Below are 19,369 nucleotides of genomic sequence, written 5' to 3' on the forward strand. Positions count from 1 at the left end.
ACGCCAGGGAGCGCACCCATGCGCGACACGCTTGACCAGGGCGGATTGGCAAAGCCGAAGGACGAACCGCCGGTCGGCATCGACCTCGCGCGCTACAGGGCGGGCGACAAGCCGCGTGACCCGCTAGTCAAACCCGAAACGATCAAGGCAGGGGCCGCGAACCTGTGGGACCGCATCCGCGACGGCGCCGAAGCCTTCGCCGACTGGACGATCGACGTCGGCGAGCGGGCCGACATTCCTGCACGTGTCGAAGCGATGGAAATCCCGCGCCGTTCGCGCGAACTTGCCGCGAAAACCGGTGAACTGATCGCCCGCGCCGCCCGCGCGGTGGGGCGTGGATCGGCGAAAGCGAGCCGTGCCGCCGCCCGCGCGAGCGGCGAGGCGTGGGACAAGATGGCGATCGGCGACAAGGTTTCGCGATTGTCGCGAGAGGCCGGGCGCGGGCTCGGCGAGGTTGCCGACAAGGCGAAGGCCGGCATCGGCAACGCCGCGCGGGCCGGCGGCGAAACGATCCGCGACGGGATCGGCGGTGCTGCGACCAAGCTGCGGCCCGCACCGCGCGAGGAACTGGCACCGCCGCCGTCGGGGCTCGAGCAACTGCTCGCCCGCGAAGAAGCGGGGGCTCGCATCGCCGAGGCGCCGGCAGCGGCTCCCGATCTGCCGCTGTTCGCTGGCGAATCAATTGAGGCAGCTGCGCGGCGTCCCGCGAAATCAGCGCGGACCAAGGCTGCTTCGGCAGCGCCGCCGCCGTCGGTTTCGGGGCCGGCCGATGACGAGCGAACGCCCTATCGTCCGGCAACGTCGCGTCCCGCCGCCGCGGCGCCCACTCTGCCTGCACCGCTCTGGGCAGTTGCGCTCGGCGCGCTGTTGCTGCTTGGTGCGGCCTTCTGGCTCGGCGGCCGCTTCGGCGGAGGCATGAGCAAGAGCGAGGTCGAGACGATCGTCGCCGACTATATTCGCGCGCACCCCGAGATCGTGCCCGAAGCCTTCGAGGCGCAGCGGAACAAGGAAATGGCGAAGGCCGTCGACGCGGTGCGTCCGGCGCTCGAGAAGCCCTATGCCGGTGCCTGGGCGGGCAATGCCGACGGCGACGTTACCCTCGTCGTCTTCACCGATTATGCCTGCGGCTTCTGCCGCGCGAGCGTTCCCGACGTTGACCGGCTGATCCGCGAAGACAAGCGGCTGAAGGTCGTGTTTCGCGAACTGCCGATCATCTCGCCGCAGAGCCGCGACGCCGCGATCATGGCGCTCGCCGCCGCGCGGCAAGGCAAATATGACGCCTTCCACCACGCAATGTTCCAGGCGTCGTCGCTCGACCCGTCGGCGATCGCGTCCGCCGCCTCGCGCGCCGGCGTAGTCACCGACGGCAGCGCCGACGCGACCGCGAACGAGGCCTTGTTCCAGCGCGAGATCGATTCGAACCTCGCGCTCGCGACGCAGTTGCAGCTAAACGCGACCCCGACCTGGATCGTCGGCGACCAGCTGTTCCAGGGCCAGGTCGGTTATGACGCGCTGCGCCGCGCGATCGCCAAGGCGCGATCGAAGGCATGATCGGCGCGACCACCGCGCAGCAAGCCATTGACGCCGCGATGCGCAACCCGGCGATGCTTTCGGCCGCCGAGGCGCTCGCCGAAAACCGCCTCCACGATGCCGAGCCGCTTCTCAAGGGCCGGCTCAGGCAGAATCCGTTTGACGTCGTCGCCATGCGCATGCTGGCTGAACTGGCAGGGCGAATCGGCCGCATGCAGGACGCGGAGAAGCTGCTTCGCCGGGCCGTCGAGCTAGCACCCGATTTCCTGACCGCCAAGTCGAACCTCGCGATGGTCCTGCACAAACAGGCGCGGTCGGCGGAAGCGATCCCCATCCTCGACGAAATCGCGGCCGCCGACCCGGGCCGGATGGCAAATGCCAATCTGCGCGCCGCGGCACTCGGCCGGATCGGCGAATATGACGAGGCGTTGGAAATCTATGCATCGGTGCTCGAAAAGCGCGCCGACCATCCGAAGATCTGGATGTCTTACGGACACATGCTCAAAACCGTCGGTCGCCAGCCGGAGTCCATATCGGCCTATCGCCGCGCGATCGACCTGCAACCCGGCCTTGGTGAAGCGTGGTGGAGCTTGGCCAATCTGAAGACGGTGCGATTCAGCGCGGCGGACATCGCGGCCATGACCGACGCCCTCGCTGGCTCCACCCTGACCGACGAAGATCGCTTCCATCTCCATTTCGCGCTGGGCAAGGCCCATGACGATGCGGACGATGTCGCCGCAGCTTTTGCCCACTATGCCGAAGGCAACCGTCTCCGCCGACCGCTGGTCGACTATGATCGCGATGATACGCGCGCACAGGTCGATCGGGCGATCGGCCTGTTCACACCCGAATTTCTGTCGGCCCGCGCGGGCGTCGGGACGCCCGCGTCTGATCCGATCTTCGTGCTTGGCATGCCGCGCGCGGGATCGACGTTGATCGAACAGATACTGGCGAGCCACCCGGCGATCGAAGGCACCATGGAGTTGCCCGACCTCCCCGTCATCGCAGCGCGCGCAAAGGCCGCGCATGGCGGGATCGTCGGCATGGATGCGGCGACGCTGGCCGCTCTCGGCTCGGAATATCTCGATCGCACGCGTGTCCATCGCAAATCGGACAAGCCGCTGTTCATCGACAAGCTGCCGAACAACTGGCTTCATGCCGGCTTCATTCATCTCATCCTGCCGAACGCGCGAATCATCGACGCGCGCCGTAACCCGCTCGACTGCTGCTTCTCCAACTTTCGGCAGCATTTCGCGCGCGGCCAGGGCTTCTCCTACGACCTCGTTGATCTTGGCCGTTACTATGCCGACTATGTCGCGCTGATGGATCATTTCGACGCGGTGCTTCCGGGGCGTATCCATCGCGTTTTTCACGAACGGCTGCTCGACGATCCGGAGGCGGAAGTGCGGTCGCTGCTTGCCCACATCGGGCTCGATTACGACCCTGCATGCCTGCGGTTCCACGAAAATGGCCGTGCCGTCCAGACGGCCAGTTCCGAACAGGTGCGGCGGCCGATCAACCGCGAAGGCGTCGGTGCCTGGAAACGGTACCGAGCCTACCTTCAGCCCCTTCGCGATGCGCTGGGCGACGTGGTCGACGATTATCCCGCCTGAGCCGTTTCTTCCGGTCACAAGTGCGCCGCAAAATTGTTGCTATTCGGCAACAATGCATATTATTTCGCGCCGCACCATAAGTTGCTGATCGAACAATCCTTGCGTTCGATCAAGACCTCGCGGCTAATGACGCATCGGCGTATGCGAGGGGGTCTGATATGCGATTGTCCAACAAGACTATTACAAAAGCCGGCGGCATGCTGCTGGCTACGACGATGCTTTGCACATCGGGCGTCGCCATGGCCCAGCAGGCCAATGCCGACGACGGCAACGAAATTGTCGTCACCGCGAACAAGCGCGAACAGAATATTCAGGACGTACCGATCAGCATCACGGCGCTGACGTCCGACGCGCTTGAGCAAAATCAGGTTTCGCGCTTCGACGACTATGTGAAGCTGCTTCCCAGCGTTAGCTATCAGTCCTTCGGCCCCGGACAGTCGCAGCTTTATTTCCGCGGCATTGCAACCGGCGGCGACGGCCTCGCTTCGGGACCACTTCCCGGCAGCGGTCTCTACATCGACGAAATTCCCGTCACGACCATCTTCAGCTCGGTCGACATCCACGCGTATGACATGGCGCGCGTCGAAGCGCTCGCTGGCCCACAAGGTACGCTTTATGGCGCCAGTTCGCTGTCCGGTACGCTGCGGCTCATCACCAACAAGCCCGATACAAGCGGCTTCTCGGGTTCGGTCGACGCCGAAGTCAACAAATATGGCGATGGCGACTTCGGCGGCTCGCTCGAAGGCTATGTAAACCTGCCACTCAATGACCGCATGGCGCTGCGCGTGATGGGCTTCTACGAACGCGAGGGCGGCTATATCGACAACACCCTCGCCACCCGAACCTATTTGCGCCCCAACACGACGACCGGCGGCGACGCGCCCCTGACCATTTCCAACGCCGACTTGGCCGAGGATGATTACAATGATGTCGAAACCTATGGCGGCCGCGCCGCTCTGGGAATCGAGCTCGACGATGACTGGACGGTGACGCCGGCCTTGATCTATCAGCATCAAAAGACGAACGGCCAGTTCCTGTTCGATCCGCGCGCGGGCGATCTCGAAAACCACGACTTCGTGCCCAGCCGGACGCTCGACAAATGGTATCTCGCGTCGCTCACGATCCAGGGCAAGCTCAGCGACTGGGACGTGACCTATTCGGGGTCCTATTTCAACCGCAAGTTCGACAGCTTCGCCGACTATTCCTACTTCAACGTCGCCTATGACAGTTATGTCGACTATAATTATCTGGTCGACAGCCAGGGCAACGACATTGATCCGACCCAGACGGTTCGCGGCTTCGACAAATATGAGAAAATGGCGCATGAACTGCGCGTAAGCTCGCCCGCCGCGGATCGTTTCCGCATGACGGCCGGCATCTTCATGCAGCGCCAGGTCGACGATCGCATCGCCGAATATATTACGGAGGGGCTCAGCGACGCCGTTGCCCCGTTCAGCCCGCCAGTCCCCGGCGGCGGTCCAAACGATGTCTTCTACACCGAAATTCACCGCGTCGACCGCGACTATGCGGTGTTCGGCGAGGCGGCTTTCGACATTCTGCCCAACCTCACCCTGCTCGGCGGTATCCGCGGTTTCATCGCGCACAATACGCTCGAAGGGTTTTCGGGCGGTGCGGGCGCCGTCGACCGCCAGATCACCGTCTTTGGATGCACCGGCACGACGGCGCAGGAATGCCCCAACATCGACAAGAAATATGTCGAAAGCGGCGAGACCCACAAGGTCAACCTGACGTGGAAGGTCGACGACGACCGGATGCTCTATGCGACCTATTCGACCGGTTTCAGGCCCGGCGGCAACAACCGCGACGCCTTCGCACTGGGGCAGCTTCAAAGCATCCCGCCTTACCAGGCCGACACGCTGACCAACTATGAAATCGGTTGGAAAACGCAATTTTTTGACCGGAAACTCCGAATCAACGGTGCGCTCTTCTGGGAAGAGTGGAAGGATGTTCAATATAGCCTTCCCGGTCTTCTGGGTATTTTCTACACCGTCAACGCGGGGGCGGCACGATCGCGCGGGATCGAAGCCGATATCAACTGGCGGCTCGGGGACCTGACGCTTGCCGCATCCGGCACCTATGTCGACGCGAAACTCACCAAGCCGTTCTGCGATGTCATCAACGGGTGCGATCCCGCGAATGGTGGTTCGATCATCGCGGCGTCGGGTTCGCGCTTGCCGGTTACGCCGAAGGTGAAGGTTAACGGCAGTGCCCGCTATGTCTTCCGGTTCGGCCAGAACGAGGCTTATGTCCAGGCCGGGGTCAATTATCAAAGCGGGACGATCTCATCCCTGGTGCCCGCCGACGCAACGGCGATCGGACCGACGGAGGGCTTCGTGACCGCCGACTTCTCTCTCGGCTACGAATGGGGCAACTATTCGATCGGCGCCTATGTTCAGAACATCTTCGACGAACGGGGAATTCTCAGCAAAAACGTCACCTGCGCGCCAAGCATCTGCGGTTCCTACGCCAGGCTCTATCCTACGAAGCCGAGAATTTTCGGATTGAAGGCTGGCGCCAAGTTCTGATCGCCGTGCAAACCGCCAACCCAATCGAAAGGCCGGGCCAAAAGCTCGGCCTTTTGATGTGCATCGCGCTCGGCATGGGCAATATGATCGGGTCGGGGGTGTTCCTGCTCCCGCGCGACCTTGCCCCGCTCGGGTGGAACGCCGTGATCGGCTGGGGCGTGACGATCACCGGAACGCTGTGCCTCGCGCTGATCTTTGCGCGCCTGTCGCGCCGCCTGCCGGGCGGCAGTGCGGCCTTCACCTATGCCAATGCGGCCTTCGGTCCCGGGGTCGGTTTCATCGTCGCGTGGAGCTACTGGATCAGCTGCTGGACCGCGAACGCGACGCTGGCGGTTGCGGCGATCAGCAACCTGTCCGTCGTTGCCCCGCGGCTGGGGGAGAAGGGGCCACTCGCGGCGCTGCTTGCGATCGGCTTTTTGTGGTTCTTTACGCTGATCAACCTCACCGGCGTGCGGCGTGCGGGGAATACGCAGGTAATCACGCTCCTGCTAAAGCTGGTGCCGGTTATCGGAGCCATCGGCGTCGCGCTATGGCTGCTCGGTACGGGTGAGGCGCGCGTCGAGGGGATGGCACACACCGCGCCGGTCAGCCTGTCGGCGATCAGCGGCGCCGCGACGCTGACATTGTTCGCGCTGCTCGGCTTCGAAAGCGCGGCAATTGTCGGCGATCGCGTAAGGGATCCCGAACGCACGATCCCGCGCGCGACATTAATCGCGGCGGCGGCGACCGGCCTGCTTTACCTCCTCTCCTGCACCGCGGTGACCTTGCTGCTGCCGGTCGACACGCTCCAGCAGTCCAACGCGGCCTATGCGACCTTCTTCGGCGCCTTTGTAAGCCCGACGGCGGGTGACGTCGTCGCGATCTTCGCTGCGATCGCCGCGCTCGGCGCGCTCAACGGCTTCGTCCTGCTACAGGGCGAGATTCCCCGCGAACTGGCGCACCGCCGTCTTCTCCCGTCGCTGCTCGGCCACGACAACCGGTTCGGCTCGCCCCTCGCCGCACAGATCCTGTCGAGCGCGCTCGCGAGCTTCGTCGTTTACGCCAATTATTCGCGCGGACTGGCCGGGCTCTTCACCTTCATGGTGCTGGTAACGACCTCGACGGCGATCATCCTCTATGTCGTCGGCAGCCTCGCCGCACTGAAGCTCGAACATCGCGGCGAGCTGCGCGTGTCGCCGGGCTTCGCGGCGGTCACGCTCGTCGGTGCAGCCTATAGCTGCTGGGCTTTTTACGGCGCCGGGCTGGAGGCGAGCTTGTGGAGCCTGGCGATGACCGCGGCGGGGCTTCCCATCTATTTCCTGATGCGTCGCTCAGCGCCAGCGTGGCGCGAAGAAGCCCCGATCGCGTAGGATCACCTGCGCGGCGTTGTGCCCCGGTGCGCCGGTCACGCCGCCGCCCGGGTGCGTGCCCGCACCGCACATATAGAGTCCTTTGACCGGTCCGCGATAGCCGCCGTTGCCCAGCACCGGGCGCGCGGCCCAGAGCTGGTCGAGGCTCATATTGCCGTGCATGATGTCGCCGCCGACGAGGCCGAACTTGCGTTCGAGCCCCTTGGGGCTGAGGATCTGGCGCCCGACGATCGACGCGCGGAAGCCGGGAGCATGCGCCTCGACGGTGTCGATGATCGTATCGGCGGCCTTGCCCTCCTCGGCGTCCCAGTCGCGGCCGCCCGGAAGCTCGGGCGCGAATTGCTGGCAGAAAAGGCTCGCGACATGCTGGCCCGGAGGCGCCAAGCTGTCGTCGACGGTCGAGGGGATGAGCATTTCGACGATCGGCTTCTTCGACCAGCCACGCTCTTTCGCGTCGAGGAAGGCCTTGTCCATATAGTCGAGCGTCGGGGCGATGATGATCCCCGACTGGTGATGCTCGCCGGGCTCGGGCAGGCAGGTAAATTTCGGCAGCTCGCTGAGTGCGACATTCATCCGGAAGGTGCCACTGCCCGCCTTGAACGCCTTGATGCGGCGGCGGAACTCGGGGGCGATATCGCCTTCGTCGAACATCCGTTCGTAGAGCAATTTCGGCCCGACATTGGCTATTACGCGCGTGGCGGCGATTTCCTCGCCGCCAACCAGCTTGACCCCGACCGCCTTGCCGCCGTCGACCAGCACCTTGTCGACCGGGCTTTCGAGGCTGATCTCGACGCCGAGCTGGGTGCACACCTTCGCCATCATCTGGGTGATCGCGCCCATGCCGCCGACGCTGTGGCCCCACGCGCCCTTCTTGCCGTTCACCTCGCCGAAGACGTGATGGAGGAGGACGTAGGCGCTGCCGGGCGTATCGGGGCTGGCGTAGTTGCCGACGACCGCGTCAAAGCCGAAGGCGGCCTTGACCGCTTCGCTTTCGAACCAGCTGTCGAGGAAGGTGCGCGCCGACTTGGTGAACAGTTCGAGCACGTCGCGCTGCTGCGAGAGGCTGAGTTTGGTGAGCCCGCGCCCCTGCCGTGCGGCGTCGAGCAATGTCTTGAACCCATCCCCGACATTCGGCGGCGATTTGAGCGCGAGGTCACGCAGCACGTCGGCGACGCCCTCGAGCATGTCATAATATTCGGGCAGGCGCGCGGCATCATGCGCCGAGAAGCGCGCAAATTCCTTTTGCGTGCGTTCGAGCCCGCCGCCGAGCTTCAGATAGCCGCCATCCTCCTGCGGCAAGAAATTGCTGATCGGGCGTTCGATGACGCGATAGCCATGATCGGCGAGCTTCATGTCCGCGATCACCTTCGGCTGGAGCAGGCTGACCGTGTAGCTCGCGACCGAATTGCGGAACCCCGGCGCAAATTCCTCGGTCACCGCGGCGCCGCCGACGACGTCGCGCGCCTCGACGATGCGGACCTTGAGCCCCGCCTTCGCGAGATAGAAGGCGCAGACGAGGCCGTTGTGGCCGGCACCGATAATCAGGGCGTCATAGGCTTTGGTCATGAAAATTCTTTCGCAAGCGGGGATTGGACATGCTGGCGGCCGAAGCCGAGGCCGAGGATACGGCCCGGAATGCGGCGGAGCAGGGGGATGGCATCGAGCAGGCGGACGGCGAAGGGCACGCGGGTGATTTCGCCGCGCAGCATCGGTTCGATGACGCGCTGGTGCGCGAAACGCTGGATCGCCTGCATCCGCGTGGTCGGCGTCCAGCGGCGCGCCTGCACCGTCGCGAGCAGCGGATCGGGATCGGCGTTTGCGGCGAGCGGTGCGGCGAGCATGTTCGCCGCCGCGACGGCATCCTGTACCGCGAGGTTGATCCCGACGCCGCCGACCGGCGACATCGCATGCGCCGCATCGCCGATCGCGAGCAGGCCGGGACGCGACCAGCGCGTCAGCCGGTCGAGCGCAACCGAGAGCAATTTTACATCATCGAAGCTCTGGATCGCATCGATGCCGGCGGCGAGGCCCGGCGCAATCTCGACGATACGATCGCGAAAGGCGGCGATCCCGCGCGCCTCGATCGGCGCGAAGCCTCCCTTTTCGATAATCTGCGCGCATTGCCAATAGTCGCCGCGCGGGATCGCGACGACCATGCCGCCCTTGTCGATCGTGCCGAGCGCGACCTCGGACATATCCATGCCCGCGGGAACGGGGACGCGGAACCACAGCACGTCCATTGGCGCGCCGAGATCCTCCCGCGGCAGCTCGGCGGCGTCGCGCAGCACCGAGCGGCGGCCGTCGGCGGCAATGACGAGGCGAGCGGGCAGCGTCTCCCCGGTCGCGAGCGTCACGCCGCTGACCCGACCCGCGGCATCACTAGTCAGCCCGGTGGCCTCGGTCGACATGCGCAGGTCGAAGGTCGGGTAGCGCTTGCCCTGTCCGGCGATGAAATCGAGCAGATCCCATTGCGGCATCATCGCGACGAAGCGTGCCGCGACGGGAAGATGCTTCATCGTCGCGATCGTATATTGACCGCCGAGCAGATCGAGCGTCATCGTGTCGATCGCAGCGTGCGGTTCCTTCAGCAACTCTTCGAGCAGCCCGATCTCGTTGAATAGCTCGAGCGTCGAGGGGTGTACGGTGTCGCCGCGGAAATCGCGGAGGAAATCGGCATGTTTTTCGAGGATGGTGACGGGAACGCCGGCGCGGGCAAAGAGCAGCCCCGCGACCATGCCGGCGGGTCCGCCGCCGACGATGATGACCCGGCGAACGTCAGCCATATCAGTCTCCGTTCGTGTCGAGCGAAGTCGAGACACCGTGAGGCAGCGCACTCCCGATGGGCATCTCGACTTCGCTCGATGCGAACGGGAAAATTATCGTCATGCCCGGCTCCACCCCGGCGGCGGAGCCTGCTCGTGCCGCGCTTCGGGGATCAGGTCGCGCATCCGCGAGCAGAAATGCTTGAGGCACACTTCCTTGTCGCTGAGCGGGCCCATCGAGAAGCTTTTCGACTGCATGCCCATCTGGACGCGCGTGATCAGTTCGGTGTCCTCGGCATTGACCTGGCGATTGATCCGCCAGTTGAGATAGCGCGCGGCCTTCATCTCGCGGCGCTCATCGGGGAGCACATAGGAAATTTCGCGGATCAGGCAGCTCGTCGGTCCGGTCGGCAGCCATTGCATGAAATCGACCTGGTCGGGATAGATGTCGAAAGCGACATTCGGCCACAGCTTGAAATAGAGCCAGTGACGCTGACGGGTTTCGGGTAGGTGCGGCACCGGCGGCAGCAGCCGCTGGTACATGCGTTCGGACCAGTTGACCGACGGGCGGTCGATCAGATCGCCCCACATGCGGTCGACACGATCCTCGGCCTCGACGCCATAGCTCTTGCCGAACAGGCGGGTGAGGCCGGGATGCGCGACCGGGATGTGGAGACCGTCGGAATAATTGTCGCCGACATTTTTCCAGTTCACCGCGCGCGGGCGCATGGTGACCCGGCCCAGCGCGCCGAGTTCCTCGAAACGGTACGGGTCGATCATCGCCTCATAGGGCGCCATCATGCCAGAAACCGACGGGCCGCCATCGTCCTCCAGCCGAACGAACCAGAAGCCGCGCCATTGTTCGAGCCCGACGGGCACGAGTCCGGCCTTGTCCTTGTCAAGGGTCGGATAGCTCGCGCTGTCGGGTACGCCAGAGAGCCGCCCGTCGAGTTCGTAGGTCCAGGCATGATAGGGACAGACGAGCTTCTTCGCGCAGCCCGTCGCGCCATCGACGAGGCGGGAGCCGCGGTGGCGGCAGACGTTGGTGAAGGCGCGCACGACGCGGTCGGTGCCGCGCGCGAGAATCACGCTCTCGCCGCAATAGTCGATGCTATGCCAGTCGCCGGTGTTCGGGATGTCGCTGTCGTGGCAGACGACCTGCCAGCTCGGGCGGAAGATGCGGTCCATTTCGGCGGCGTAGAAGTCGGGGTCGCTGTAGGTCCAGGCGGGGAGCGACCAGCCGTCCAGCGAATCGGTGGGGAGCGGGTCGATGGTGTCGAAGGTGTCGCGCAGCGTTGCCATGGTTCGTTCCTTGTTGTACGATTGTATAACAACATGACCGCCGCTCGCCAAGCCTTTACGCGCGAAAGCGCCGATGCCCGCCGGGCGGACCTGATCGAGGCGACCGCGGCGGTGCTGGCCGAACATGGCCTCGCGGGGACGAGCGTCCGCGCGATCTGCGCGCAGGCGGGGGTGTCGCCCGGGCTGCTGCGCCATTATTTCGAGGGAATCGACGACCTGGTCGCCGCGACCTATCAGGCGACGAGCGACCGGATGGACGCGATCTTCGCGGGCGCGGTGGAAGGGGCCGGCGCCGATCCGCGCGCGCGGTTGTCGGCTTACCTTACCGCGAGCTTCCGCGCGCCGGTGACCGATCCCGAACTGCTCGGCGCATGGACCGCCTTCTGGGCGCTGGCGCGGAGTGACGCGCGGATGGCAGCGATCCACGCGACGAGCTACGCCGGCTATCGCGCGCGCCTCGGCGAATTGCTCGTCGCGTGCGGCGCGCGCGATCCCGACCGGCTGGCGATCATGCTGACCGCGATGGTCGACGGCCTGTGGCTCGAACTCTCGCTCGACGCCGCGAGCTTCGGCGCCGACGCCGCGGCGCAGATGGTCGAACGCGCGCTGGCCGCGCTGCTGCCCTAGCCGCCGGTTGCGTAACGCTGGACCGTCGCGCCGACCTCGGCGAGGATCGTTTCGCGGTCGAGCGCGACGACGGGAGGCAGCGCGAGGACGTAGCGCGTGAGCGCGAGGCCGAGGATCTGGCTGGCGACGAGCCCGGCGCGTTGCGACGCGGTTGCGGGCGGACCGAGCGACAACAGCACGGGCAGCACCTGGGCCGCGAACAATTGCTGGATTCGCGTCGACGCGAATTCGTTCGACGCCGCCGAACGGAGCAGGACCGGCAGGCCGCCGTTCGCGCTGTCGCCCTCCCACAGCGCGAGGAAATGCGCGACGAGCGTCCGCCCGACATGCGCGGGATCGATGCTGGCGACATCGGGCAGGCCCAGGTCGAAATCGGCGACCTCGGCAAACAGGCGGTCCTTGCTGCCGAAATAGCGGATCACCATCGCGGGATCGATCGCCGCCGCCGCGGCAATGTCGCGAATCCCCGTCCGCTCATAGCCATGCTCGGCGAACAGCCGCCGCGCAGCCGCTTCGATCGCCGCGCGCGTGCGTTCCGACTTCTTCATTTTCAACGGCTTGTCGACCATGGCGCAACATTTATCAACGACTGTTGACAAAAACAAGACCATGTGAGAAAAGTCAACAAATGTTGACAAAAGGAGTCGAGACGATGAAGACGAAGACCGACGTGCTGATCGTCGGCGCCGGCCCCACCGGGCTCGCGCTCGCCACCGCGCTGCAGCAGGCGGGGATCGACCATCTGCTGATCGACCGGCTGGAAGCGGGCCTCAATCTGTCGCGCGCCGGGGTGATCCATGCGCACACGCTGGAAATGCTCGAACCGCTGGGCGTCGTGCCGCAGATGCTGGCCGCGGGCCTGAAGATGACGCGCTTTGCGGTGCGCGACCGGCGCCACCGGCTGCTGTCGATCGATTTCGACCGGCTGCCGTCGCGCTATCCCTTCGTGCTGATGCTGCCGCAGGACGTCACCGAACGCATCCTGGCCGAGCGGCTCGCCGCGCTCGGCGGCCGGGTACATCGCGGCGTCGAGGCGCTGGACCTTGCGCAGGATGCGGACGGCGTGACGGTGCGCGTGACGACCGGGAGTGGCGAACGGACGATCCGCGCCCGCTACGTCGTCGGCGGCGACGGGATGCACAGCAAGGTGCGCGAGGCGTCGACCATCGCCTTCGAGGGCGGACGCTACGAAGAGAGCTTCGTGCTCGCCGATGTGAGCTTCGCGGTGCCCCCGCGCGAGCGGGAGGTGTCGCTGTTCTTCTCGCCCGCGGGGATGGTCGTCGTCGCACCGCTGCCCGGCGGACGCCATCGTATCGTCGCGACGCACCGCCACGAAGGCGAGCGCCCCGATCGCGCCGCGATCCAGCATTTGCTCGACACGCGCGGCCCCGAGCGCGGCGGGCCGGCGGTCGTCCCGGTCGTCGCCGAAGTCCACTGGAGTTCGGCGTTCCGCGTCCACCACCGCGTCGCCGACACCTATCGGGACGGTCGGCTGCTCGTCATGGGCGACGCCGCGCACGTCCACAGCCCCGCGGGCGGGCAGGGGATGAACACCGGGATCGTCGATGCGATGCTGCTGGCACCGTTGCTGGCGCGCGTCGTGCGCGGCGCGCCCGAAAGCCTGCTCGATGCGTATGGCGCGCGGCGCCGTCCGGCCGCCGAGGCGGTGCTGGGGCTGGCGGGACGGCTCACCAAACTGGCGCTGGTTCGCGGGCGGGTCCGGCGCGGGGTGCGCAACCTGTTGCTGCGGGCACTCGACCGGGTGCCGCCGTTCAAGGCGAAGCTGGCGCTGCAACTGTCGGGGATCGCGCGGCGCGAGCTGGCGGTGGCCCCGGGCGGAGACGCGGGCTCGGCGGGGGAGGGTGATGCGACGGGGTGGCGGCTGGCGGCCTGAAGGTGGCGGAGTGCGTCACCGGGGCTCTGCGGCGTTGATGACCGCGATGGGGTGGAAAGCCGTCGTTAAACTCCTTCGTTCACAGAGACTAATCGGATCGGCAATGCTCGGTATTCCAGGGAGGCGGCGCAGGTAAATCAGAAGAGCCTATTGGCAAGGGCAAGATTGGATTGACCCGCAAGCAGGGAATTGGACGATGAGGATTCTCGGAATAAAGATCTTAACGGCAATTCTGATGTTTCGTGCATCTTTGGCCCTAGCTTGCCCCCCGCTACCGCCTCCTCCGCCCGATCGTAACCTTGGAGCGGAAGCGCGCGAAGCGGCGACCGAGCGGTTCAAAAACTCATATAACATTGTCTACGGTGTCATCACCGACGCGCCAAAAAACGGCGGGAAAGCACATTTTAGGGTGATCCATGTTTATGCAGGTTCATTGAAGGTCGACGAGCAGTTGGATGCTTGGTCCGTCGACTATTTCGCGATCCCTAGAGCAAATTGTCCGATCTATCGTGCTGTCTTCCCCGAGGCAGGAGAGTATGGAGTGTTGGCCTTCCGAGGCAATCTTCCGGTCATTGATTTCGTGGATAGTTGCACGCTCGATTTCTGGTTTCGGAACAAGTGGATAAAGCGGGCAACCCCGCCTCTGCCTCTCAAGAGCCGGGGCCTCAGCTGCCAAGTTTACGATTTCAAACCCATTGCAGGCACGGAGTAGCTACGTCCGCTTTCGGCCGTATGCTGTCATTCGTCATCCCGGACTTCATCCGGGATCCACCGCAGCGCTGAAGTCATGGACCCCGGATCAAGTCCGGGGTGACGATGATGGATAGGGCAGCTTCCGGTCGTTAGCCGCCATTCGTGCCGATCTGGAGCGGATGACTGCTAACGACCGATTGCGGGCATGTTTGGTCCCGGTATGATGTCGATATGGAAATCTTGATCGTAGATCTTGCGCGAACGGCTATTGAGCATGTGGACGACCGCCATGGCCGCGCGGCAGCTTGGGTCGTCGCGATTGTCAGCATTTCGATCCTGATAGGCATACCCGTTTCAATCGTGCTGTATCTCATAAGCTGACGTCCGCTTCCCACCCCAAAGCGGACATGCGCGATCGTCGGCGCGCGCGTGCCGAACTGCTTTATCCTTGCAACACGCCGCAGGCTCCCCACATCGCCCCTATGGCGAAACGGAGCCTCTACCAGCGCTTGCGGCGTAATGCGCAGGTTCGCCTCGCGCTCTTCCTGCTCGGCGTGCTGCTGATCGTCGCCGCGCCGGTCGTCGGCGTGCTTCCCGGCCCCGGCTTCATCATCCTCTTCCCCGTCGGCCTGATGCTCTGCCTCCAGAACAGCGCGTGGGCGAAGCGGCGCTATGTCCGCTTCAAGCGCAGCCACCCGCGCTACGGCGAGCGCGCCGACGGGATCATGCGCCGCGTCAGCGCCGCGCGGCGGCGGGCACGGGCCGCCCTGGAGTCGCTTGATGGCGATTGACTTTGCACCGAATCCCGCTTATCGGCGCGTCCAACAGTGGCCGCCCACGTCTGGCGGCCCTTTTCTGTTACGGCATTTGACAAGATCTAGGGAAAACCGCGATGAAGCGCACCTATCAACCGAGCCGCCTCGTGCGCAAGCGCCGTCACGGCTTCCGCGCCCGCAAGGCCACCGTCGGCGGCCGCAAGGTTCTGGCCGCTCGCCGCGCCCGCGGCCGCAAGAAGCTGTCGGCCTAAGCGCCGGCGCTTCTGCGCCAGCCCGTCTGGTGCGAACGCTATCGAAACGCAGCGAATTTCTGGCCGCCAACCGCGGCCTTCGCTTCCCCATGCCCGGCTTTGTCCTGCTCGTCCGCCCGCGCGGCGATGGCGACGATGAGCCGGGCGTCGGCTTTACGGTCAGCAAGAAGGTCGGCAACGCCGTCACTCGCAACCGGATGAAGCGGCGCTTCCGCGAACTTGCGCGCGCCGCGCTTCGCGAATCGGGCATCGCGGGCGCCGACCATGTGCTGATCGGGCGCCCCGGCGGCAACGACATCGCCTTTGCCGAACTCGGCGAGCATCTCGATTCGGCGCTGAGGCGCGCGGCGAAGAAGCTGGCGGCGAAGGCGTTATGAGCGTTGCCCTTCTCCCTTATCGTCACCCCGGACTTGATCCGGGGTCCATAACCACCGCGGTCGCATGGGCCCCGGATCAAGTCCGGGGTGTCGAACAAAGGGCAATCGCGAATGAAGTTCGGCAGTTTTCCGGTCTTTGTTCATGATCGCAAAGCTGCTCATCCTGATCGCCCGCGGCTGGCAACTCGGCCCGTCGCGCATCCTGCCGCCGACCTGCCGCTACGCCCCGTCGTGCAGCGAATATGCGATCGTCGCGCTCAAACGCCATGGTGCGATCAAGGGTGGCTGGCTCGCGACAAAGCGGCTATTGCGCTGCCATCCCTGGGGCGGTCACGGCTACGACCCCGTGCCTTGAGCGCGGCCTATCCCGATATTTTGAGACGAAGAGAGACCGAAGAGCGTGGACGACAAGCGTAACTGGATCACGGCAATCTTGCTGTCGGCGGCCATCCTGCTGGGCTGGAACTTCGTCGCGCAGAAATTCTTCCCGACTCCGACGAAGCCCGACGTGACCAAGACCGTCGCGGGTTCGCCGACCGCGGCGACCGCCACGCCGGGCACGCCCGCCACGCCGCCGGCAACGGGCGCGACCCCCGCCGCGCCCGCCGTGCAGGCGATCGTCCCCGTCGAAGCCGCCGTTGCCTCGGCCAACCGCGTGCCGATCGAGACCCCGGCGCTCGCGGGCTCGATCAACCTCGCCGGCGCGCGCATCGACGATGTGACGCTCACCAAATATCGCCAGACGATCAAGAAGAACGCGCCGCCGGTGCGCCTCTTCGCGCCGGGCAACACCAAGGCCGCCTATTTCGCGAGCGTCGGCTGGGCCGCGCAGGGCATCGAGGTTCCGGGCCCCGCGACGGTCTGGGCCGCGTCGGGCGCCAAGCTGACCCCGACGACGCCGGTGACGCTGAGCTGGTCGAACACGACCGGCCAGACCTTCCGCATCGAATATAGCATCGACGCCAATTATCTTATCACCGCGAGACAGACGATCGCCAATACCGGCGCCGCGCCGGTGCAGGCGCGAACCGGCGCCTTTATCGATCGTGGCGGCCGTCCGACCAATCCCGAAGATCACGACACGACCACGATTCATTCAGGTCCGACGGGTCTGCTCGACGGCAAGAGCAATTTCACCAATTACGATGAGGTCGAAAAGGCGCCGAGCAGCACCATCGATTTCGCCTCGGCCGGCTGGCTCGGCTTCACCGACAAATATTGGCTTGCTGCGGTCATCCCCGCCACTGGCCAAAAGGCGTCGGCGGCGTTCAGCGGCCTGCCCGGCAACGGTTTCCGCGCTGCGTTCGCAGGAGAGTTCGCGCAGGTCGCGCCTGGCAAGCAGGTCACCACGACCAGCCGCATCTTCGCCGGCGCCAAGGAAGTCAGCATCCTGTCGTACTATCAGGACAAGGCGGGCATCCCGCGCCTGTCGAACGCGATCGACTGGGGCTGGTTCGAATTCTTCGAAAAGCCGATCTTCAAGCTGCTCGACTGGCTGTTTCGCATGGTCGGCAACTTCGGCGTCGCCATCATGCTGCTGACGCTGATCATCCGCGGCCTGATGTTCCCGATCGCGCAGCGCCAGTTCCATTCGATGGCGCAGATGCGCCTCGTCCAGCCGAAGATGAAGGCGCTGCAGGAACGCTACAAGGACGACAAGCCGCGCCAGCAGCAGGAGCTGATGAAGCTCTACAAGGACGAGAAGATCAATCCGCTCGCGGGCTGCCTGCCGATCGTCATCCAGATTCCGATCTTCTATGCGCTCTACAAGGTGCTGATGCTGACGATCGAAATGCGCCACCAGCCCTTCGCGCTGTGGATCAAGGATCTGTCGGCGCCCGATCCGCTGCATTTCCTGAATCTGTTCGGCCTGCTGCCCTTCACCCCGCCCTCGCTGCTCGCGATCGGGCCGCTCGCGCTGATCCTCGGCATCACGATGTTCCTGCAGTTCCGCCTCAACCCGCAGGCGACCGATCCGGTGCAGCAGCAGGTGTTCAAGATCATGCCGTGGATGTTCATGTTCATCATGGCGCCGTTCGCAGCGGGCCTGCTGCTCTACTGGATCACGAACAACTGCCTGTCGATCGCGCAGCAGCAGTTCATGTATCGCAAGTTCCCGGCGCTGAAGGCGGCGCCGGCGAAATAGAACCGCCCCATTGGCGTGTGTGTCCCCGCGAAGGCGGGGACCCATCTCCGGTGGTTTCGGACTTAGACAACAGGAGATGGGCCCCTGCCTGCGCAGGGGCACAGGCCTTATGACCGACGACATCGATCCCGACCGAACCGAACGCGCCCGCAAGCTGTTTGCGGGCCCGATCGCCTTCCTGAAATCGGCGCCCGCGCTCCAGCATCTGCCGGCGCCCAGCGTACCCGAAATCGCGTTCGCGGGCCGCTCGAACGTCGGCAAATCGTCGCTGCTCAACGCGCTGACGAACCGCAACGGGCTCGCGCGTACTTCGGTGACGCCGGGGCGGACGCAGGAGCTCAATTATTTCGACGTCGGCGAACCGCTGGTGTTCCGGCTCGTCGACATGCCGGGCTATGGCTTTGCCAAGGCGCCGAAGGATGTCGTCAGGAAATGGCGCTTCCTCGTGAACGATTACCTCCGCGGCCGGCAGGTGCTGAAGCGCACCCTGGTGCTGATCGACAGCCGCCACGGGATCAAGGACGTCGACCGCGAGGTGCTCGAAATGCTCGATATCGCCGCGGTCAGTTACCGCCTCGTGCTCACCAAGACCGACAAGATCAAGGCGACCGATCTTGCCGCCGTCCAGGCCGCGACCGAGGCCGAGGCGCGCAAGCATCCGGCGGCCCACCCCGAGGTGATCGCGACGAGCAGCGAAAAGGGCATGGGCATCGCCGAGCTGCGTACCGCGGTGCTGGAGGCGGTCGAGAGTTGACCTTTGTCGCCCCTCCCTCGAAGAAAGGGGCAGGGAGAATCCATGAAACTGTTCATCGGCAACAAGGCCTATTCGAGCTGGAGCCTGCGCGGCTGGCTCGCCGCGAAGCACAGCGGCCTGCCCTTCGAGGAGGTGACCGTCCCGCTCTATGACGAGGACTGGTCGAAACGCCGCGAGGGCGACGAATTCGCGCCGTCGGGCGGCAAGGTGCCGATCCTGTGGGACGGCGAGGACATCGTCGTCTGGGACAGCCTGGCGATCATCGACTATCTCAACGAAAAGACCGGCGGCACCCGCGGCTTTTGGCCCGACGATATGGCCGCGCGCGCGATGGCGCGGTCGATGGCGGCGGAAATGCATTCGAGCTTCGCGGCGCTGCGCCGCAACCACAGCATGAATATCCGCCGCATCTACCCCGCCGCCGAGCTGCTGCCCGAGGTGCAGGCCGACGTCATCCGCATCCTTCAGATCTGGGCCGAAGCGCGCGCGCGCTTCGGCGGCGAGGGGGATTATCTGTTCGGCGAATGGTCGGCGGCCGACATCATGTTCGCCCCCGTCGTCACGCGCTTCCTCACCTACTCGATCCCGCTCCCGCGCTTCGCCATCCCTTATTGCCAGGCGGTGATCAGCCACCCCTGTATGCAGGAATGGATCGGCGGCGCGCAGGCCGAGGACTGGGTCATCGAACAGTTCGAGATGGCCGGGCCCGACTGAGGCGATCGCCGCGTTGCGAGCGATGGCTGCCCCTT

At 65.1% G+C, this 19,369-nt stretch carries 19 protein-coding genes; 15 read left to right on the plus strand and 4 right to left on the minus strand.

The window, feature by feature from the left end:
- Nucleotides 1–18: 18 nt before the first annotated feature.
- The 4 genes from QOL79_RS13240 (at nt 19) to QOL79_RS13255 (ending at nt 7,038) form a co-directional block, all read left to right on the plus strand.
- The gene (locus tag QOL79_RS13240; protein WP_283419895.1) at nt 19–1,551 is read left to right on the plus strand and encodes a DsbA family protein; all 1,533 of its coding nucleotides are present in this window, start codon (nt 19–21) and stop codon (nt 1,549–1,551) included.
- Nucleotides 1,548–3,143, plus strand: coding sequence for a tetratricopeptide repeat-containing sulfotransferase family protein (locus QOL79_RS13245; RefSeq protein WP_058456294.1), 1,596 nt, complete (start codon nt 1,548–1,550; stop codon nt 3,141–3,143). Before QOL79_RS13240 ends, QOL79_RS13245 begins: the two co-directional genes overlap by 4 nt.
- A gap of 197 nt (nt 3,144–3,340) precedes the next feature.
- Complete coding sequence (locus QOL79_RS13250) at nt 3,341–5,689, plus strand: TonB-dependent receptor (RefSeq protein WP_197410169.1); 2,349 nt, start codon at nt 3,341–3,343, stop codon at nt 5,687–5,689.
- Between the two features lie 56 nt (nt 5,690–5,745).
- Nucleotides 5,746–7,038, plus strand: coding sequence for an APC family permease (locus tag QOL79_RS13255; RefSeq protein WP_058800178.1), 1,293 nt, complete (start codon nt 5,746–5,748; stop codon nt 7,036–7,038).
- Here the strand turns inward: QOL79_RS13255 and QOL79_RS13260 are convergent.
- The 3 genes from QOL79_RS13260 to QOL79_RS13270 all read right to left on the minus strand — a co-directional run bounded on the left by QOL79_RS13260 (nt 7,000) and on the right by QOL79_RS13270 (nt 11,102).
- Nucleotides 7,000–8,604, minus strand: coding sequence for a phytoene desaturase family protein (locus QOL79_RS13260; RefSeq protein ID WP_058456291.1), 1,605 nt, complete (start codon nt 8,602–8,604; stop codon nt 7,000–7,002). The genes QOL79_RS13255 and QOL79_RS13260 overlap by 39 nt on opposite strands.
- Nucleotides 8,601–9,821 carry an FAD-dependent oxidoreductase gene (locus QOL79_RS13265; RefSeq protein WP_058456290.1) on the minus strand — a complete coding sequence of 407 codons (1,221 nt, stop codon included), beginning with the start codon at nt 9,819–9,821 and terminating at the stop codon, nt 8,601–8,603. Before QOL79_RS13265 ends, QOL79_RS13260 begins: the two co-directional genes overlap by 4 nt.
- A 99-nt stretch (nt 9,822–9,920) precedes the next feature.
- Nucleotides 9,921–11,102, minus strand: a complete 1,182-nt coding sequence (locus tag QOL79_RS13270; RefSeq protein WP_058456289.1) for an aromatic ring-hydroxylating oxygenase subunit alpha — start codon at nt 11,100–11,102, stop codon at nt 9,921–9,923.
- A 33-nt stretch (nt 11,103–11,135) separates the two neighbouring features.
- Here QOL79_RS13270 and QOL79_RS13275 point away from each other — a divergent pair, with 33 nt between their 5' ends.
- The gene (locus QOL79_RS13275) at nt 11,136–11,729 is read left to right on the plus strand and encodes a TetR/AcrR family transcriptional regulator (RefSeq protein WP_282949428.1); all 594 of its coding nucleotides are present in this window, start codon (nt 11,136–11,138) and stop codon (nt 11,727–11,729) included.
- On the opposite strand, the gene QOL79_RS13280 is transcribed toward QOL79_RS13275, so the two are convergent.
- Nucleotides 11,726–12,298, minus strand: a complete 573-nt coding sequence (locus tag QOL79_RS13280) for a TetR/AcrR family transcriptional regulator (RefSeq protein ID WP_283419896.1) — start codon at nt 12,296–12,298, stop codon at nt 11,726–11,728. The genes QOL79_RS13275 and QOL79_RS13280 overlap by 4 nt on opposite strands.
- 83 nt (nt 12,299–12,381) lie before the next feature.
- Here QOL79_RS13280 and QOL79_RS13285 point away from each other — a divergent pair, with 83 nt between their 5' ends.
- The 10 genes from QOL79_RS13285 (at nt 12,382) to QOL79_RS13330 (ending at nt 19,334) form a co-directional block, all read left to right on the plus strand.
- Nucleotides 12,382–13,623 (plus strand): FAD-dependent monooxygenase, encoded by a 1,242-nt coding sequence (locus tag QOL79_RS13285; protein ID WP_283419897.1) that lies wholly within the window; start codon nt 12,382–12,384, stop codon nt 13,621–13,623.
- 196 nt (nt 13,624–13,819) lie between these two features.
- The gene (locus QOL79_RS13290; protein ID WP_283419898.1) at nt 13,820–14,335 is read left to right on the plus strand and encodes a hypothetical protein; all 516 of its coding nucleotides are present in this window, start codon (nt 13,820–13,822) and stop codon (nt 14,333–14,335) included.
- A 212-nt stretch (nt 14,336–14,547) separates the two neighbouring features.
- Nucleotides 14,548–14,697 (plus strand): hypothetical protein, encoded by a 150-nt coding sequence (locus QOL79_RS13295; RefSeq protein ID WP_204992099.1) that lies wholly within the window; start codon nt 14,548–14,550, stop codon nt 14,695–14,697.
- Nucleotides 14,698–14,798: 101 nt separating this feature from the next.
- Nucleotides 14,799–15,107 (plus strand): hypothetical protein, encoded by a 309-nt coding sequence (locus tag QOL79_RS13300; RefSeq protein WP_283419899.1) that lies wholly within the window; start codon nt 14,799–14,801, stop codon nt 15,105–15,107.
- Nucleotides 15,108–15,208: 101 nt separating this feature from the next.
- Entirely contained in the window at nt 15,209–15,343 is a 135-nt protein-coding gene (rpmH, locus tag QOL79_RS13305) for a 50S ribosomal protein L34 (RefSeq protein WP_003046693.1), read from the plus strand.
- A gap of 29 nt (nt 15,344–15,372) precedes the next feature.
- Nucleotides 15,373–15,720, plus strand: coding sequence for a ribonuclease P protein component (rnpA, locus tag QOL79_RS13310; RefSeq protein ID WP_058810749.1), 348 nt, complete (start codon nt 15,373–15,375; stop codon nt 15,718–15,720).
- Nucleotides 15,721–15,862: 142 nt separating this feature from the next.
- Entirely contained in the window at nt 15,863–16,075 is a 213-nt protein-coding gene (gene yidD / locus QOL79_RS13315) for a membrane protein insertion efficiency factor YidD (RefSeq protein WP_058456758.1), read from the plus strand.
- A 45-nt stretch (nt 16,076–16,120) separates the two neighbouring features.
- The gene (yidC, locus tag QOL79_RS13320; RefSeq protein WP_283419900.1) at nt 16,121–17,866 is read left to right on the plus strand and encodes a membrane protein insertase YidC; all 1,746 of its coding nucleotides are present in this window, start codon (nt 16,121–16,123) and stop codon (nt 17,864–17,866) included.
- A 109-nt stretch (nt 17,867–17,975) separates the two neighbouring features.
- The gene (gene yihA, locus QOL79_RS13325) at nt 17,976–18,620 is read left to right on the plus strand and encodes a ribosome biogenesis GTP-binding protein YihA/YsxC (RefSeq protein WP_283419901.1); all 645 of its coding nucleotides are present in this window, start codon (nt 17,976–17,978) and stop codon (nt 18,618–18,620) included.
- A 42-nt stretch (nt 18,621–18,662) separates the two neighbouring features.
- Nucleotides 18,663–19,334 carry a glutathione S-transferase family protein gene (locus QOL79_RS13330; RefSeq protein WP_283419902.1) on the plus strand — a complete coding sequence of 224 codons (672 nt, stop codon included), beginning with the start codon at nt 18,663–18,665 and terminating at the stop codon, nt 19,332–19,334.
- Nucleotides 19,335–19,369: the final 35 nt, after the last annotated feature.

This window comes from Sphingopyxis sp. Geo48 (assembly GCF_949769155.1).
GTDB lineage: Bacteria > Pseudomonadota > Alphaproteobacteria > Sphingomonadales > Sphingomonadaceae > Sphingopyxis.

Excerpts from the sequence above, each read along its gene's own strand:
- yidD (WP_058456758.1), top strand. The coding sequence starts at position 15,863 with ATGATCGCAAAGCTGCTCATCCTGATCGCCCGCGGCTGGCAACTCGGC.
- QOL79_RS13330 (WP_283419902.1), top strand. The coding sequence starts at position 18,663 with ATGAAACTGTTCATCGGCAACAAGGCCTATTCGAGCTGGAGCCTGCGC.
- QOL79_RS13295 (WP_204992099.1), top strand. The coding sequence starts at position 14,548 with ATGGAAATCTTGATCGTAGATCTTGCGCGAACGGCTATTGAGCATGTG.
- yihA (WP_283419901.1), top strand. The coding sequence starts at position 17,976 with ATGACCGACGACATCGATCCCGACCGAACCGAACGCGCCCGCAAGCTG.
- QOL79_RS13290 (WP_283419898.1), top strand. The coding sequence starts at position 13,820 with ATGAGGATTCTCGGAATAAAGATCTTAACGGCAATTCTGATGTTTCGT.
- QOL79_RS13300 (WP_283419899.1), top strand. The coding sequence starts at position 14,799 with ATGGCGAAACGGAGCCTCTACCAGCGCTTGCGGCGTAATGCGCAGGTT.
- QOL79_RS13280 (WP_283419896.1), bottom strand. The coding sequence starts at position 12,298 with ATGGTCGACAAGCCGTTGAAAATGAAGAAGTCGGAACGCACGCGCGCG.
- rpmH (WP_003046693.1), top strand. The coding sequence starts at position 15,209 with ATGAAGCGCACCTATCAACCGAGCCGCCTCGTGCGCAAGCGCCGTCAC.
- QOL79_RS13285 (WP_283419897.1), top strand. The coding sequence starts at position 12,382 with ATGAAGACGAAGACCGACGTGCTGATCGTCGGCGCCGGCCCCACCGGG.
- QOL79_RS13275 (WP_282949428.1), top strand. The coding sequence starts at position 11,136 with ATGACCGCCGCTCGCCAAGCCTTTACGCGCGAAAGCGCCGATGCCCGC.
- QOL79_RS13260 (WP_058456291.1), bottom strand. The coding sequence starts at position 8,604 with ATGACCAAAGCCTATGACGCCCTGATTATCGGTGCCGGCCACAACGGC.
- QOL79_RS13265 (WP_058456290.1), bottom strand. The coding sequence starts at position 9,821 with ATGGCTGACGTTCGCCGGGTCATCATCGTCGGCGGCGGACCCGCCGGC.
- QOL79_RS13240 (WP_283419895.1), top strand. The coding sequence starts at position 19 with ATGCGCGACACGCTTGACCAGGGCGGATTGGCAAAGCCGAAGGACGAA.
- QOL79_RS13255 (WP_058800178.1), top strand. The coding sequence starts at position 5,746 with ATGTGCATCGCGCTCGGCATGGGCAATATGATCGGGTCGGGGGTGTTC.
- QOL79_RS13270 (WP_058456289.1), bottom strand. The coding sequence starts at position 11,102 with ATGGCAACGCTGCGCGACACCTTCGACACCATCGACCCGCTCCCCACC.
- QOL79_RS13245 (WP_058456294.1), top strand. The coding sequence starts at position 1,548 with ATGATCGGCGCGACCACCGCGCAGCAAGCCATTGACGCCGCGATGCGC.
- QOL79_RS13250 (WP_197410169.1), top strand. The coding sequence starts at position 3,341 with ATGCTGCTGGCTACGACGATGCTTTGCACATCGGGCGTCGCCATGGCC.